Here is a 13454-nt window from a genome sequence, read left to right on the forward strand (position 1 = left end):
GACGCAACGCGTCCGGTGAGGCATTCCCACGCAGAGCGTGGGAACGATCATCACACCCGCACACCCTCGACGGTTTGCCCTTGTACTTCCTCCTTGCGCACAAACCGATTCGCCCGCCCAAACGTCCCGAAATCATTGAACCTCACCCCCATCTCGCGCATGACCTTATGCGCCACCGGCACGGTCATCTGGCGGATGTAGAACGGCTCCTTCACCACAAAATGATGAATCCCGTGGCTGCTGCCGAAGTTGAAGCAGAACGCCTGCATCGGCCACATCCACCACGGGTTCAGCACCTGGGTTTGCTGGATCACATTGCCCAATTCCACATCACCGTAGTAATGCATGTTCGAGCTGACAAAGTGCAGGCAGAAAGTGCGCAACACGTTCGGCCCAATGATCACCACCGCCGCGATGTCGATCACCTGCATCACCGACAACGTGGTCGCCGACCATTCAATCGACGTGCCCATCAGGGACGCGATGCCATTGGCGGCATGGAAGCCGAGAAACACATACCACGCGCCCCAATGCACCAGCGCCAGCGGCGCATAGACCTTCAACGTGCGCTTGATGATGCTGAACTTGTGCGCCCAGGTCTTGGCCCGCAGCATGCGGATAAACGCCGACATCACGTTATCGCCCACCATCAGCAACCGCGCGATGCCCCAGGGCTCGCCGTTGGTGATCGCCCGTTCTTCCATGTCGGTTTCGGTGCCGGAGACCTTGTGGTGGTTGAGGTGCAGATGGCGGCGAATCCACGGGTTGATCGTGCTCGGCCGCGCCAGCCAGACCAGGCCCATCATCAGGTTGTGCGGCACGCGTTGTTTGCGGAAGTACATGCTGTGGATCAGGTCGTGTTCCAGTTCGTGGGTCAACGAGGCGAAAAACGCATTGAGCAGCAAGCACACCCACCCGGCCATGTGCCCGGTGATGTAGAGCGCCGCCGAACCGATCATCCCGGCCAGGGCGAAGGCCAGGATACCGGCGCCCAAGGCGTCTTGATGGTTGAGAATCGGGTAGCGTTTTCGCAGTTCAACGCCTCTGGCCAGCACCACTTCGCGAATATGGGCTGATCGTTGGGCTGCATTCAGTCGCTGGGGACTTGCAGAAGTACCGTCCATGCTTCCATCCTCTGGTTATTGATGGTCACATCCTGCCTTGTGATGCCCCACAAGACGGTAGCCGTGAACGCCAACCTGTTGACCGGAAGCGCCAATCAGCATGACTGAACCGACCTCCCTCGCCAGCTGGACCCGCGCCCTGCGCAAGCAACTCGATGCGTTGGGCCTCGACAGCACCGCCCTGTGCCACCAGGCGGGGCTTGACCCGCAGTTGATGGACGACCCTAACGCCCGTTATCCGTTGTCCAGCACCACGCGCCTGTGGGAAATCGCCGTGCAAGTCAGCGGCGACCCGGCGATTGGCTTGCGGGTGTCGCGTTTCGTCAGCCCGACCACCTTCCATGCGCTCGGATATGCGCTGGTGGCCAGCGGCAGTCTGCGGGAGGTGTTCGAGCGCATCGTGCGTTATCACCAAGTGGTCAGCGATGCCCTGGAACTGGAACTGACCCGCAGCGACGACCGCTACCGCTTTCGCCTGAAAGTCCCGCCCGGCAACCCGGCCCCGGCCTTCGAAGCCATCGACGCCTTTGCCGCGATCTACGTGCGCACCTGCCGCAATCGCCTGGGCCGCGACTACGCCCCGCTGGCGGTGTACCTTCGCCGCCCGGAACCGGCGGACCCGCACCAATGGCACAAAGTGTTCCGCTCGCCGGTGTACTTTGCCGCCGCCGAAGATCGACTGGAATTCGCCCTGGTGGACTTCGAAAGTCACCTCGACGACGCCAACCCGGAACTGGTCGAACACAACGAAACCGTGCTCAAACGCACCCTCGCCCAGCTCAAACCCCTGACTTGGGAACGCAAGGTACGCGACGCCATCGAAGAACAACTGCCCGAAGGCGAACCCAGCGCCGAACACATCGCCAAGACCCTGCACCTGAGCCTGCGCAGCCTGCAACGGCACCTGGCGGACGAGGGGTGCCGCTTCGACACCTTGCTCAACGAAAGCCGCGAGAACCTGGCGCTGCTGCACCTGCGTGATCCGCAGTGTTCGTTGAGTGAGATCAGTTATCTGCTGGGGTTTGCAGATACAAGCAGCTTCAGCCGCGCGTTCAAACGCTGGACGGGGATGACGCCGGGGCAGTTTCGGGATGGGTTGCGCTGACGGATTTTGGAAATGGGTTGCCAGGACAGGCCTCTTCGCGGGCAAGCCTCGCTCCTACAGGGGTAATGCGATCCAATGTAGGAGCGAGGCTTGCCCGCGAAGGCGATTTCCCAGACGCCACAGAAATCTTTCAGCGCCCCCGATCCCGCCGCAACAACTTGCGCACCCGCGCCACCAGTTCACTTACGGCGAACGGCTTGAGCAGGTAGTCATCCTCATGCAATTCCAACCCGCGCAGGCGATCTTCGATGCCGTCCTTGGTGGTGAGGAACAGCACCGGGGTTTCGCCGAGTTTGCGGATTTGTTGCTGTAGCTGCCAGCCGTTGAGGCCCGGGAGCATGACGTCGAGGATGATCAGGTCGTATTCGCCGGACTCGATGAAGCGCCGGCCGTCCATGCCGTTGAGCGCCACATCCACCGAATAGCTCGCTTCGTTCAGGCCGTTGGCCAGGAGTTTGGCGGTTTCGGGTTCGTCTTCCACTAAAAGGACACGCATGGCACACCTCGATTAATCAGGGGTACAGGCTAGGCGTGTTCGGGTCGATTGCCCACCACAAACTTCGAAGACTGCACAACCTGTAGGAGCAAAGCTTGCTCGCGAAGAGGCCCGGCCAGTCGACGAATGTTTGTTGACTGGCCCGGCCTCTTCGCGAGCAAGCTCTGCTCCTACAGGGGTTTGTGTTGGAGGTTAGATTGTGGCTAATGCTCGGAGCCGCGCGGCATCGAGGATTTCGATCTCGCCATAGCCCAGGCCAATAATCCCCTGCCCCTGCAATTCCTTGAGCATCTGGTTGGTGGTCTGGCGCGACAAGGACAGCATCGACGCCAATTGTTCCTGGGGCAGTTGCAACACCCGGCGCGGCGGATCGATTTCGCCATAGCCTTCGGCAATCATCAGCAGGCGATGGGCCAGGCGCGCCGGGGCGGGCATCAGGCTCAGTTGTTCGAGGTTGATGAAGGTCAGGCGCAGTTTGTGGCTCATCAGCAGCGCCAGTTGCCGCCAGTACAGCGGTTGTTCGTCGAGCAGCTTCAGCAACGCCGATTGTGGGATGTGCAGCAAGGTGCACTGCCCGGCGCCGAACGCATCGTGGGTGCGGGGCTGGCCATCGAACAGGCAGATTTCGCCAAACCAGTGCGGCGGTTCGACCAGGCTCAACAACGCTTCTTTGCCTTGCTCGCTCACCGCGCCAATGCGCACCGAACCTTCAAGCACCGCGTACAACCCGCACGGCGGATCGCCACGCTTGAACAGCCGCTGCCCAGGCGCCAACCGCCGCAGCCGGGCCGCAGCCAGCAGACTATCCTGTAAAGGAACAGGTAAATGGCTGAACCACTGCCCGCTCATCAGGCGCGAACGCCAAACCTGCATGTCCATGAAGACTCCTGGAAATTGTCGCCTGGCTGACAGAGCGAACGCCGGCCCCGGGGCATGATCCCTCACCCTACAGGAGGAATAACAATGAAAAGCCTCGTTGACCATCTCAGTCAATACGCCGCCTACCACCGTGACCCGCGCAATATCGTCAGCCACTTTATCGGTATTCCGCTGATTGTGGTGGCGGTGGCGGTTTTGCTGTCGCGGCCGCAATGGGCCGGCGGCTGGGTGTCGCCGGCGGTGCTGGTGGCGCTGGCGTCGGCGTGGTTTTACCTGCGCCTGGAGCTGCGCCTCGGGGTGTTGATGACGGTGTTGCTCGGCCTGTGCGTCTGGGCAGGGCAGGTGCTCGCGCAGCAAAGCACGATGCTCTGGCTGAGCAGCGGCGTGGCAATGTTTGTGATTGGCTGGGCGATCCAGTTTGTCGGGCATCATTACGAAGGGCGCAAACCGGCGTTTGTCGATGATGTGACGGGGCTGATCGTCGGGCCGTTGTTTGTGGTGGCGGAGTTGGCGTTTTTGTTGGGGTTGCGGCGCGACCTCAAGGAGCAGATTGAGGCGCGGGTCGGGGGTGTGAGAATCAATCCGAAGCGTGCTGCTGCGTAGATCGCATTCGCGGGCAAGCCTCGCTCCTACAGGGATCACACAATCCAATGTAGGAGCGAGGCTTGCCCGCGAAGCTTTTGCCTTAGATGTTGGCGACTTTCTGCCAAACCTTGGGCTTGAAGAACAACGTCTCACCCTTGGCCAACCCGACCAGGCTGTCGTGATCCTTCACCACTTCCGCCTCGATCAATTCGCTCTGCCCTTCCACTTTCAACGTCACCCGCGTGGTCGCGCCCAGCGGCCGGATATCCCGCACTTCAGCCGCGTGGTGGTCCTCCAGCTCATGCCGCGACAGCGACACTTCGTGGGGACGGAACAGCACGTGCTTGTCGTCACCCAGGTGCAAACGGTTCGAATCGCCGAGGAAGTGATAAACGAAATCACTGGCCGGGTTTTCGTAGACGTCGCCCGGTGAGCCGATCTGCTCGATCACACCCTTGTTCATCACCACAATGCGATCCGCGACCTCCATCGCTTCTTCCTGGTCGTGGGTCACGAACACGGAGGTCAGGTTGATGTCTTCGTGCAGCCGCGCCAGCCAGCGACGCAGTTCCTTCCGGACCTTGGCATCGAGAGCGCCGAAGGGTTCATCGAGCAGCAGGACTTTCGGTTCCACCGCCAGGGCGCGGGCCAAGGCAATCCGCTGGCGCTGACCACCGGACAATTGCTCCGGGTAGCGATCCGACAACCAATCCAGTTGCACCATGTTCAGCAGTTCGTGGACTTTCACCGCGATCTGGCTTTCGCTCGGGCGCTGGTTTTTCGGTTTCATGCGCAGGCCGAACGCGACGTTGTCGAACACCGTCATGTGGCGGAACAAGGCGTAATGCTGAAACACGAAACCGACGTTGCGATCACGCACGTCGTGGCCGGAGACGTCTTCACCGTGGAACACGATGTTGCCCTGGTCCGGGGTTTCCAGGCCGGCGATGATCCGCAGCAGCGTGGTCTTGCCGCAGCCCGATGGGCCGAGCAGGGCCACGAGTTCGCCGCTGTGGATGTCCAGGCTGATGTCGTTCAAAGCTTTGAACGCGTTGAAATTCTTGCTGACGTTACGCACTTCGATCGACATGAATTATTCCTCCGCGGCGCTGGCGCGCAGGCGGTTAATACGGTTTTCGCTCCACTGCTTCAGCAGCAGGATGAAGAGCGCCATGATCAGCAACAGGCTCGCCACGGCGAACGCGGCCACGTGGTTGTATTCGTTGTAGAGGATCTCGACGTGCAGCGGCAAGGTGTTGGTCACCCCGCGAATGTGCCCGGAAACCACCGACACCGCACCGAACTCGCCCATCGCCCGCGCGGTACACAGCACCACGCCGTAGATCAGGCCCCATTTGATATTGGGAACGGTGACGTGCCAGAACATCTGCCAGCCATTGGCGCCGAGCAGCCGCGCGGCTTCTTCTTCCTGGGTGCCTTGTTCCTGCATCAGCGGGATCAGCTCACGGGCCACGAACGGCACGGTGACGAAAATCGTCGCCAGCACGATGCCCGGCAGGGCGAAGACGATCTGGATGTCGTGATCCTGCAACCACGGCCCGAACAGGCCCTGGGCGCCGAACATCAGCACATAGACCAGACCGGCGATCACCGGCGACACCGAAAACGGCAGGTCGATCAGCGTCACCAGCATGCTCTTGCCACGGAATGAGTACTTGCTCACGCACCACGCCGCGCTGACGCCGAACACGACGTTCAGCGGCACCGAAATCAGCACCGCGATGACCGTGAGTTTCAGCGCCGACAAGGCGTCCGGTTCAAAGATCGCGGTGAAGAACGCGCCCAGGCCGTTTTTCAAGCCCTGGGACACCACGATGAACAGCGGCAACAACAGAAACAGGGTGAAGACCAGCCAGCACAAGCCGATCAGGATGCGCCGCGACGTAGCACTGCCACGGCGGGCGGCGTTGGCCGAAGAGGCGGCTGCAATAGACGATTGGGACATGGTTCGCGCCTCCTTATGGGGTTTCGATGCGCCGCTGCAGCAAGTTGATCAGCAGCAACAGGACGAAGGAAACCACCAGCATCAACACGCCAATGGAGGTAGCACCGGTGTAATCGTATTGGTCGAGCTTGACCATGATCAGCAGCGGCAGGATCTCGGTTTTCATCGGCATGTTGCCGGCGATGAAAATCACCGAACCGTACTCGCCAACACCACGGGCAAACGCCAGGGCGAAACCGGTCAGCCACGCGGGCAACAGCGCGGGCACCAGGATGTAGCGGAACACCTGCAACGGCTTGGCGCCCAGGCACGCGGCGGCTTCTTCCACTTCACGCGGGATGTCGGCCAACACCGGCTGCACCGTGCGCACCACGAACGGCAGCGTGACGAAGGTCAGCGCCAGGGTGATGCCGAGGGGGGTGTAGGCGATCTTGAAGCCCATGTCCGCAGCGAACTGCCCGACCAGGCCGGTCGGCGTATACAGCGCGGTCAGCGCGATACCGGCCACGGCGGTGGGCAGGGCGAACGGCAGGTCGATCATCGCGTCGATGATCTTGCGCCCCGGGAAGGTGTAGCGCACCAGCACCCAGGCCAGCAACGTGCCGATGATGCCGTTGATGATCGCGGCATACAGCGCCGTGCCGAAGCTCAGCTTCAACGCCGCCAGCACCCGAGGTGCGGTGACGATGGCGTAGAACTGATCCCAGGTGAGTTGGGAGGCATGGATGAACATCGCCGCCAGTGGAATAAGCACAATCAGGCTGAGGTACACCAAGGTGTAGCCCAGCGTCAGCCCGAAGCCGGGTATGACGGGGGAGATACGACGCGACATAAAAGTCCTTGGTTGAGAACGCGCAAAGCCCCGACGGTTAAATCGGGGCTCGTTTTATGGCTGCTGCAGGTTACTGCGCCTGGTAAATCTGGTCGAACACGCCACCGTCATTGAAGAATTTCGGTTGGGCAGTTTTCCAGCCGCCGAAGTCTTTGTCGATGGTCACAAGGTCCAGTTTCGGGAACTGCTTGGCGTACTTCGCCGCTACATCTTTATCCCGTGGACGGTAGAAGTTTTTCGCGGCGATTTCCTGGCCGGCCGGGCTGTACAGGTGCTTAAGGTAGGCTTCGGCGATCTGCTCGTTGCCCTTTTTCTCGGCGTTCTTGTCGACCACGGCCACGGGCGGCTCGGCGAGGATCGACAGCGAAGGCACGACGATCTCGAACTTGTCGGCGCCGCCGTCTTCTTTCAGCGCCAGGAACGCTTCGTTTTCCCAGGCCAGCAACACGTCGCCCTGACCGTTGTTGACGAAAGTGATGGTCGAACCGCGCGCGCCGGTGTCCAGCACGGGCACGTGTTTGAACAGGGTCTGGATATATTCCTTGGCCTTGGCCTCGTCACCGCCGTTGGCTTTCAGGCCATAGGCCCACGCCGCGAGGAAGTTCCAGCGGGCGCCGCCGGAGGTTTTCGGGTTCGGGGTGATAACCGACACATCGTTCTTGACCAGGTCGCCCCAGTCCTTGATGCCTTTAGGGTTGCCCTTGCGCACCAGGAACACGATGGTCGAGGTGTAAGGCGTGCTCGCATCCGGCAGGCGTGTTTGCCAGTCGGCTGGCAGGGTTTTGCCGAGTTTGGCGATTTCGTCGATGTCGCCGGCCAGGGCCAGGGTCACCACATCAGCACGCAGACCGTCGATCACCGCACGGCCCTGTTTGCCCGAGCCGCCGTGGGACTGCTGGATCTTCACGTTGTCGCCCGCGTGGTCTTTCTTCCAGAAGTTGATGAATTCGGCGTTGTAGTCCTGATACAGCTCGCGGGTCGGGTCGTACGACACGTTGAGCAGCTCGTAATCCTTGGCAACCGCGGAACCCGCAAAAAGGGCGCTGGCCAGCGCGGCCAAAGCAAAATGACGAATCGACGACATGGTGAAAGCTCCTGGAATTCTGGTGGTGTTGGCTTTTCTTATGGTTTGAAACCGGGTTGCCTGTTTAAAGATCGCCGCCTTCGGCAGCTCCCACATCAATCCCCCGCAGGCGCTGCCGAAGGCTGCGATCTTTTGATCTTTTCAGCTCGGCTTGTTGGTCGGGTTCTGCAAGCGGAATTTCTCTTTGCGCTCGATCTGGACCACCTGAGCGTTGTGCACGGTGATTTCCACTGCGCCAAAACGCAGATCGCGCAGGGCGCTCTGGATCTCACGCAAAATGGTTGCTTCGTCCTGGCCGTCAACGCTACGTAGGGATGCGCTCATGGTGCTGCTCCTTCGACTGAGAGGTTGCCTGGCAGTGGCGACACTGCTTGCGGCGTGAGGGCAATAGTAGATAGGCGCTGATATTCTTAAAAAGACTATTTAAGAATGTTTATATAACTAGAAAGTATTATTTGATGGGACAAGGGGTTGCGGGGGTTTTCACATTTTCGAAAGCCCCACAAAACCCCTGTGGGGAGGGGGCTTGCCCCCGTTCCCCACAAAACCCTGTGGCGAGGGGGCTTGCCCCCGTTCGGCTGCGAAGCAGTCGTAAATTCTGCTAGCGCGGTGTATCAGACATTTTGGGGCGGCTTCGCCACCCGACGGGGGCAAGCCCCCTAGCCACACAAGCTCCCTCGCCACAAAAGCAGGTCGTGAGCCTCAGCCAATCACCGGCGCCCGTGCCCAATCCAGTTGCTCAGCCGGCACCGGACGGCCAAACCAATAACCCTGCCCCAGATCGCAATCGTGTTCGAGCAGGAACCCCGCCTGCTCTACCTGCTCGATCCCTTCGGCGTGCACCTGCATCCCCATACTTTTGGCCAACGCAATAATCACCCGCACAATCGCGCCATCGTCCTCATCCCACGGCAACCCGGCGACAAAGCCCTGATCGATCTTGAGTTTCTGCACCGGCAAGCGCTTGAGCCGCAGCAGCGACGAATACCCGGTGCCGAAATCATCGATAGCCAGGCGCACGCCCAACTCACGCAAGCGGTGCATCTGCTCCAGCGCCACTTCCGGATCGTCCATCACCGCGCTTTCGGTAACTTCCAGTTCCAGATACGCCGGATCCAGCCCGGTTTCGTGCAGCACGTGCGCCACCTGCTGATACAACTCGCGGCGGGCAAATAGGCGCGAAGACACATTCACCGCGACAAACGACAACACCACCCCGGCCTGCTGCCATTGGCACATCTGCTGACACGCCTGTTGCATGACCCACGCGTCGATCTCGGCAATCAACCCGGTGCGTTCGGCGACGGGGATGAATTCTGCCGGGGATATCAATCCGCGTTGCGGGTGCTCCCAGCGCACCAGCGCTTCGACGCCGATCAGGCGACTGGTTTTGAGGTCATGGACTGGCTGGTAGTAAACCCGCAGTTCCTGCAGCTCCAGCGCGCGACGCAGTTCAAAGGCGATCTCGACCCGCTGTTGGGCATGGGCGGTCAATTCTTCGGTGTACAGCGCGTAACCATCGCGCCCGGTGCTCTTGGCCTTGAACAGCGCCGAATCGGCGTTGCGCAGCAATTGCTCGGCGCTCAAGGCGTCGCTGGGGAACAGGCTGATGCCGATGCTGGCGTTGATGAACAACTGATGCCCGTCGATCTCGAACGGCTGCTTCAGGCCATCGATGATCCGCTGCGCCAGTGCCGCCGCCTGCACCAGTTGCGGGCAGTTTTCGGCAAGCACCGCAAATTCGTCGCCACCCAGGCGCGCCAGGGTAACGCCCGGTGCGAACAGCCCCTGGAAACGTCCGGCCACCGCTTTAAGCAACTGGTCGCCGACGTTGTGCCCGAGGCTGTCGTTGATCATCTTGAAGTGATCGAGGTCGATCATCAGCAAGGCGCAGCCGCGCTTGTGCAGTTGCGCCGAGGTCAGCGCTTGCTCGACGCGATCGGTGAACAGCAGACGGTTGGGCAGGTCGGTCAGCGGGTCGTGGTGGGCCAGGTGCATCAGTTCGTGTTCGGAGTTCTTGATCGCGCTGATGTCGGAAAACACCGCCACGTAATGACTGACCCGACCCAGATCGTCATGAATGAGGCGGATGGTCTGCCATTGCGGGTAGATCTCGCCGCTTTTGCGCCGGTTCCAGATTTCCCCGCTCCACTCGCCGACGCTGCCGAGCATCGCGAACATCGCCTGATAGAACGCCGGCGGGTGGTGACCGGACTTGAACAGGCTCGGCTGCTGCCCCAGGACTTCTTCGCTCTGATAACCGGTGATTTCCATAAACGCCCGGTTCACATGCACGATCAGGCCTTGGCTGTCGGTGACCAGCACCCCTTCCCGGGTGCAATCGAATACGGCGGCGGCCTGGCGCAAGCGTTCGCGGTCGTCATTTTGCTCACGCAATTTGGCGCCGATGCCCAGGCAACGGAACAACTTGGCCCGGGCGAGGAAGATTAATCCGGCGCTCAGCAGCACCCAGGCGTAACCGTTGATCAGTTGCCATCGCAGCAGTTCATGGGAGCTATCGAAGAAACTGTTCAATAAATAACCACTGAACTGGAGCCAGACTACTGAAATCACCAGGTAAAGCAGCGCTGCACGCAATGCATCGCGGTATGTGGCTGACATTCGGCCGTCCATGTCCCTACAAAAGGGTTGGAATTATAGGTCAAAGAAACATCCGGCCACTCTTATCTGAAAGGGCGACTGGTTTTATCTGTGGGCTTAGTGATAATGCATCGGCTGTTTATTTATTAATCGAGGGCCCTATAGCCTATGTGGTACGAAGGTTTTCTCGGCTTGTCGCCCTGGTCACTGGTGGCAGTCACCCTGCTGATGACCCATGTGACCATTGTGGGTGTCACGGTCTATCTGCATCGCTATTCAGCCCATCGCTCTTTGGAGCTCAATGCCGGCCTGAAACATTTCTTCCGCTTCTGGCTGTGGTTGACCACGGCGCAGAACACCCGCGAGTGGACCGCCATCCACCGCAAGCATCACGCCAAATGCGAAACCGTCGATGACCCGCACAGCCCGGTCATCAAGGGCCTTTCCACCGTTCTGCGCAAGGGCGCCGAGTTGTACCGCGAAGAAGCGGAAAACCCGGAAACCCTGCGCATCTACGGCAAGAACTGCCCCGAAGACTGGATCGAACGCAACCTCTACAGCCGTTTCCCGCTGTTGGGCGTGGCGATCATGGGCGTCATCGACCTGCTGCTGTTCGGCACCATCGGCATCACCATCTGGGCCATCCAGATGATGTGGATCCCGGTCTGGGCCGCCGGCGTGGTCAATGGCCTGGGCCATGCCATCGGCTACCGCAACTTCGAATGCCGCGATGCGGCGACCAATCTGGTGCCCTGGGGCATCCTGATCGGCGGCGAAGAACTGCATAACAACCATCACACCTACCCTAACTCGGCAAAACTGTCGGTGAAGAAGTGGGAATTCGACCTCGGCTGGGCCTGGATCCAAGTCTTCAGTTTCTTCCGCCTGGCCAAGGTCCAGCGTGTTGCGCCGATCGCCCACCGGGTCGAAGGCAAAGGCAGCCTGGACATGGACACCGCCATGGCCATCCTCAACAACCGCTTCCAGATCATGGCCCAGTACCGCAAATTGGTCATCGCGCCGCTGGTCAAGCAGGAGCTGGAAAAGGTCGATCACTCGGTCCGTCACCAGTTCCACCGCGCCAAGCGTTTGCTCTCCCGGGAAACCAGCCTGCTGGACGACAAGCACCATGTCCGCATCCAGAACATGCTCGAGCACAGCCAGGCGCTGAAGGTAATTTACGAGAAACGCCTGGCCTTGCAGCAGATCTGGGTCAAGACCAGCTCAAATGGTCACGACATGCTCGCGGCCATCAAGGATTGGGTACACGAAGCCGAAGCCAGCGGGATTCAATCCCTGCGTGACTTCGCCGACCAGCTGAAAACCTACTCCCTGCGTCCTGCTGCCGCTGTCTGACCTGCAATCACAGGCTTGCCTCAGGATTGGGGCAAACCTGTGGCAAGGGCGCTGCCTGTGGCGAGGGGGCTTGTCGGATCGCCGCACCGCCCCGTTCGGCTGCGCAGCAGTCGCTTCCCCGGGCAATACGTTTCAACTGAAATGACAAATCGCCACTACCGCCCGGCGGGAGCCACCACCCTCGCCACCACAAGCGGGAACTAAGCTCCAAATCCCCTATCTCAAAGACACTTCGCCATCCAGGCGGGCCGAGACCTGTTATCAATTATTTCCCACCAAAGCGTGACAGCGCCTGCTGTGGCACAAGAAATAATCGATAAGGGGCCCACGTAGTGGCCGCTTTCGACACTCGAGCGGCGCACGCCCTTTGAGATCTGTGCCGATGGTCACCAAAAACCTACAAGACTCATCCCACCCGCAGTGGCCCGAGGCCGCGCAAACCCTGATGGCATTGATGCATGCCCAAGGTGAAGTCGCGCGCCTGAGCGAACGTGAACAACTCTTCAGCTCGCTGCTGGTCAGCGTCAACGCCGTGCTTTGGGCCTTCAACTGGGAAACCCGTCAGGTGCTGTACGTCAGCCCCGCCTATGAACGGATTTTCGGCCGATCCGCCGGCCTGTTGCTGGCCGACTACAACCAGTGGCGCGACAGCATCTACCCCGACGATCTGGAGTACGCCGAGCGCAGCCTGGCCGAAGTACTGGACAAAGGTGCCGTCGAAGACCGCGAATACCGCATCATCGCGGCCGACGGCCAAGTGCGCTGGCTTAGCGACAAATGCTTCATCAACCGCCAGGCCGAACCGGGGCAACCGGTGATCATCGTCGGCATTGCCGAGGACATCACCGAAAAGAAGCAGATGGAAGCCGAGCTGCAACGCCTGGCGACCACCGACGTATTGACCCAGAGCAGCAACCGCCGGCACTTCTTCGAATGCGCCCATCGCGAATTCGAACAGGCGCGGCTGCAAGGCGCGCCGATGGCCTTCCTGCTGCTGGACATCGATGACTTCAAAGTGGTCAACGACACCTACGGCCACCAGGGCGGCGACATCGTGCTGCAACGCATCGCCGAGAGCGGTCGCGCGGCCCTGCGTCGGGGGGATCTGTTCGGGCGAATTGGCGGGGAAGAGTTTGCCGCGGTGTTCCCCGGCTGTGCGCCGGACATGGCCATGCAAGTGGCCGAGCGCCTGCAACGGGAGATTCAGCGGTTGAGCTTCAGCCATGATGACCAGACCTTCGGCATCACCGTCAGCCAGGGCCTCACCAGCCTTACCGACGATGACGAAAGCCTCGACAGCCTGTTCGCCCGCGCCGATGCGGCGATGTACGAAGCCAAGCGCCAGGGCAAGAACCGCATCATCTCCGCCTGACAACGCACCTCTGTGGCGAGGGAGCTTGCTCCCGCTGGACTGCGCAGCAGTCCC

Annotated in this window: 13 protein-coding genes; 4 read left to right on the forward strand and 9 right to left on the reverse strand. The window is 60.6% G+C overall.

Features of this window, described 5'->3' with window-relative positions:
• Window positions 1-50 precede the first annotated feature (50 nt).
• On the reverse strand, window positions 51-1124 hold the full coding sequence (locus ACZ89E_RS21610) for a fatty acid desaturase (RefSeq protein WP_476256415.1): 1074 nt from the start codon (window positions 1122-1124) through the stop codon (window positions 51-53).
• A 100-nt stretch (window positions 1125-1224) separates the two neighbouring features.
• Between ACZ89E_RS21610 and ACZ89E_RS21615 the strand changes: the two genes are divergently transcribed.
• The gene (locus ACZ89E_RS21615; protein ID WP_476256416.1) at window positions 1225-2229 is read left to right on the forward strand and encodes an AraC family transcriptional regulator; all 1005 of its coding nucleotides are present in this window, start codon (window positions 1225-1227) and stop codon (window positions 2227-2229) included.
• Between the two features lie 130 nt (window positions 2230-2359).
• Here the strand turns inward: ACZ89E_RS21615 and ACZ89E_RS21620 are convergent, their stop codons facing one another.
• Together ACZ89E_RS21620 and ACZ89E_RS21625 are read right to left on the reverse strand one after the other, a co-directional pair.
• Window positions 2360-2725 (reverse strand): response regulator, encoded by a 366-nt coding sequence (locus tag ACZ89E_RS21620; RefSeq protein WP_149658989.1) that lies wholly within the window; start codon window positions 2723-2725, stop codon window positions 2360-2362.
• Between the two features lie 192 nt (window positions 2726-2917).
• Entirely contained in the window at window positions 2918-3604 is a 687-nt protein-coding gene (locus ACZ89E_RS21625) for a Crp/Fnr family transcriptional regulator (protein WP_476256417.1), read from the reverse strand.
• Between the two features lie 84 nt (window positions 3605-3688).
• On the opposite strand from ACZ89E_RS21625, the gene ACZ89E_RS21630 reads away from it, so the two are divergent.
• Window positions 3689-4207, forward strand: coding sequence for an Mpo1 family 2-hydroxy fatty acid dioxygenase (locus ACZ89E_RS21630; RefSeq protein WP_476256418.1), 519 nt, complete (start codon window positions 3689-3691; stop codon window positions 4205-4207).
• Between the two features lie 82 nt (window positions 4208-4289).
• On the opposite strand, the gene ACZ89E_RS21635 is transcribed toward ACZ89E_RS21630, so the two are convergent.
• The 6 genes from ACZ89E_RS21635 to dibA all read right to left on the reverse strand — a co-directional run bounded on the left by ACZ89E_RS21635 (window position 4290) and on the right by dibA (window position 10693).
• A complete protein-coding gene (locus ACZ89E_RS21635; protein ID WP_149658986.1) occupies window positions 4290-5279 on the reverse strand; it encodes a sulfate/molybdate ABC transporter ATP-binding protein in 990 nt (329 codons plus the stop codon).
• 3 nt (window positions 5280-5282) lie between these two features.
• Window positions 5283-6155, reverse strand: coding sequence for a sulfate ABC transporter permease subunit CysW (gene cysW / locus ACZ89E_RS21640; RefSeq protein WP_054050211.1), 873 nt, complete (start codon window positions 6153-6155; stop codon window positions 5283-5285).
• Window positions 6156-6168: 13 nt separating this feature from the next.
• Window positions 6169-6987, reverse strand: a complete 819-nt coding sequence (cysT, locus tag ACZ89E_RS21645) for a sulfate ABC transporter permease subunit CysT (RefSeq protein WP_463259051.1) — start codon at window positions 6985-6987, stop codon at window positions 6169-6171.
• A 70-nt stretch (window positions 6988-7057) separates the two neighbouring features.
• Window positions 7058-8071 (reverse strand): sulfate ABC transporter substrate-binding protein, encoded by a 1014-nt coding sequence (locus tag ACZ89E_RS21650; protein ID WP_149658984.1) that lies wholly within the window; start codon window positions 8069-8071, stop codon window positions 7058-7060.
• A 141-nt stretch (window positions 8072-8212) separates the two neighbouring features.
• Window positions 8213-8395 (reverse strand): sulfur starvation response protein OscA, encoded by a 183-nt coding sequence (oscA, locus tag ACZ89E_RS21655; RefSeq protein ID WP_054050217.1) that lies wholly within the window; start codon window positions 8393-8395, stop codon window positions 8213-8215.
• Between the two features lie 378 nt (window positions 8396-8773).
• Window positions 8774-10693 (reverse strand): phosphodiesterase DibA, encoded by a 1920-nt coding sequence (gene dibA / locus ACZ89E_RS21660; RefSeq protein WP_476256419.1) that lies wholly within the window; start codon window positions 10691-10693, stop codon window positions 8774-8776.
• Between the two features lie 147 nt (window positions 10694-10840).
• Between dibA and desA the strand changes: the two genes are divergently transcribed.
• Together desA and ACZ89E_RS21670 are read left to right on the forward strand one after the other, a co-directional pair.
• Window positions 10841-12028: a delta-9 fatty acid desaturase DesA gene (gene desA, locus ACZ89E_RS21665; protein WP_133840048.1), complete on the forward strand. Its 1188-nt coding sequence runs from the start codon at window positions 10841-10843 to the stop codon at window positions 12026-12028.
• A 382-nt stretch (window positions 12029-12410) separates the two neighbouring features.
• Window positions 12411-13400 carry a GGDEF domain-containing protein gene (locus ACZ89E_RS21670; protein WP_149658982.1) on the forward strand — a complete coding sequence of 330 codons (990 nt, stop codon included), beginning with the start codon at window positions 12411-12413 and terminating at the stop codon, window positions 13398-13400.
• Window positions 13401-13454: the final 54 nt, after the last annotated feature.

This window comes from Pseudomonas sp. TE3899 (assembly GCF_056279105.1).

What these genes read in the sequence shown, in the direction of transcription:
- ACZ89E_RS21670 (WP_149658982.1), top strand. Translation starts at nt 12,411, where the DNA reads ATGGTCACCAAAAACCTACAAGACTCATCCCACCCGCAGTGGCCCGAG.
- desA (WP_133840048.1), top strand. Translation starts at nt 10,841, where the DNA reads ATGTGGTACGAAGGTTTTCTCGGCTTGTCGCCCTGGTCACTGGTGGCA.
- oscA (WP_054050217.1), bottom strand. Translation starts at nt 8,395, where the DNA reads ATGAGCGCATCCCTACGTAGCGTTGACGGCCAGGACGAAGCAACCATT.
- ACZ89E_RS21620 (WP_149658989.1), bottom strand. Translation starts at nt 2,725, where the DNA reads ATGCGTGTCCTTTTAGTGGAAGACGAACCCGAAACCGCCAAACTCCTG.
- ACZ89E_RS21610 (WP_476256415.1), bottom strand. Translation starts at nt 1,124, where the DNA reads ATGGACGGTACTTCTGCAAGTCCCCAGCGACTGAATGCAGCCCAACGA.
- ACZ89E_RS21615 (WP_476256416.1), top strand. Translation starts at nt 1,225, where the DNA reads ATGACTGAACCGACCTCCCTCGCCAGCTGGACCCGCGCCCTGCGCAAG.
- dibA (WP_476256419.1), bottom strand. Translation starts at nt 10,693, where the DNA reads ATGTCAGCCACATACCGCGATGCATTGCGTGCAGCGCTGCTTTACCTG.
- ACZ89E_RS21630 (WP_476256418.1), top strand. Translation starts at nt 3,689, where the DNA reads ATGAAAAGCCTCGTTGACCATCTCAGTCAATACGCCGCCTACCACCGT.
- cysT (WP_463259051.1), bottom strand. Translation starts at nt 6,987, where the DNA reads ATGTCGCGTCGTATCTCCCCCGTCATACCCGGCTTCGGGCTGACGCTG.
- ACZ89E_RS21650 (WP_149658984.1), bottom strand. Translation starts at nt 8,071, where the DNA reads ATGTCGTCGATTCGTCATTTTGCTTTGGCCGCGCTGGCCAGCGCCCTT.
- cysW (WP_054050211.1), bottom strand. Translation starts at nt 6,155, where the DNA reads ATGTCCCAATCGTCTATTGCAGCCGCCTCTTCGGCCAACGCCGCCCGC.
- ACZ89E_RS21625 (WP_476256417.1), bottom strand. Translation starts at nt 3,604, where the DNA reads ATGGACATGCAGGTTTGGCGTTCGCGCCTGATGAGCGGGCAGTGGTTC.
- ACZ89E_RS21635 (WP_149658986.1), bottom strand. Translation starts at nt 5,279, where the DNA reads ATGTCGATCGAAGTGCGTAACGTCAGCAAGAATTTCAACGCGTTCAAA.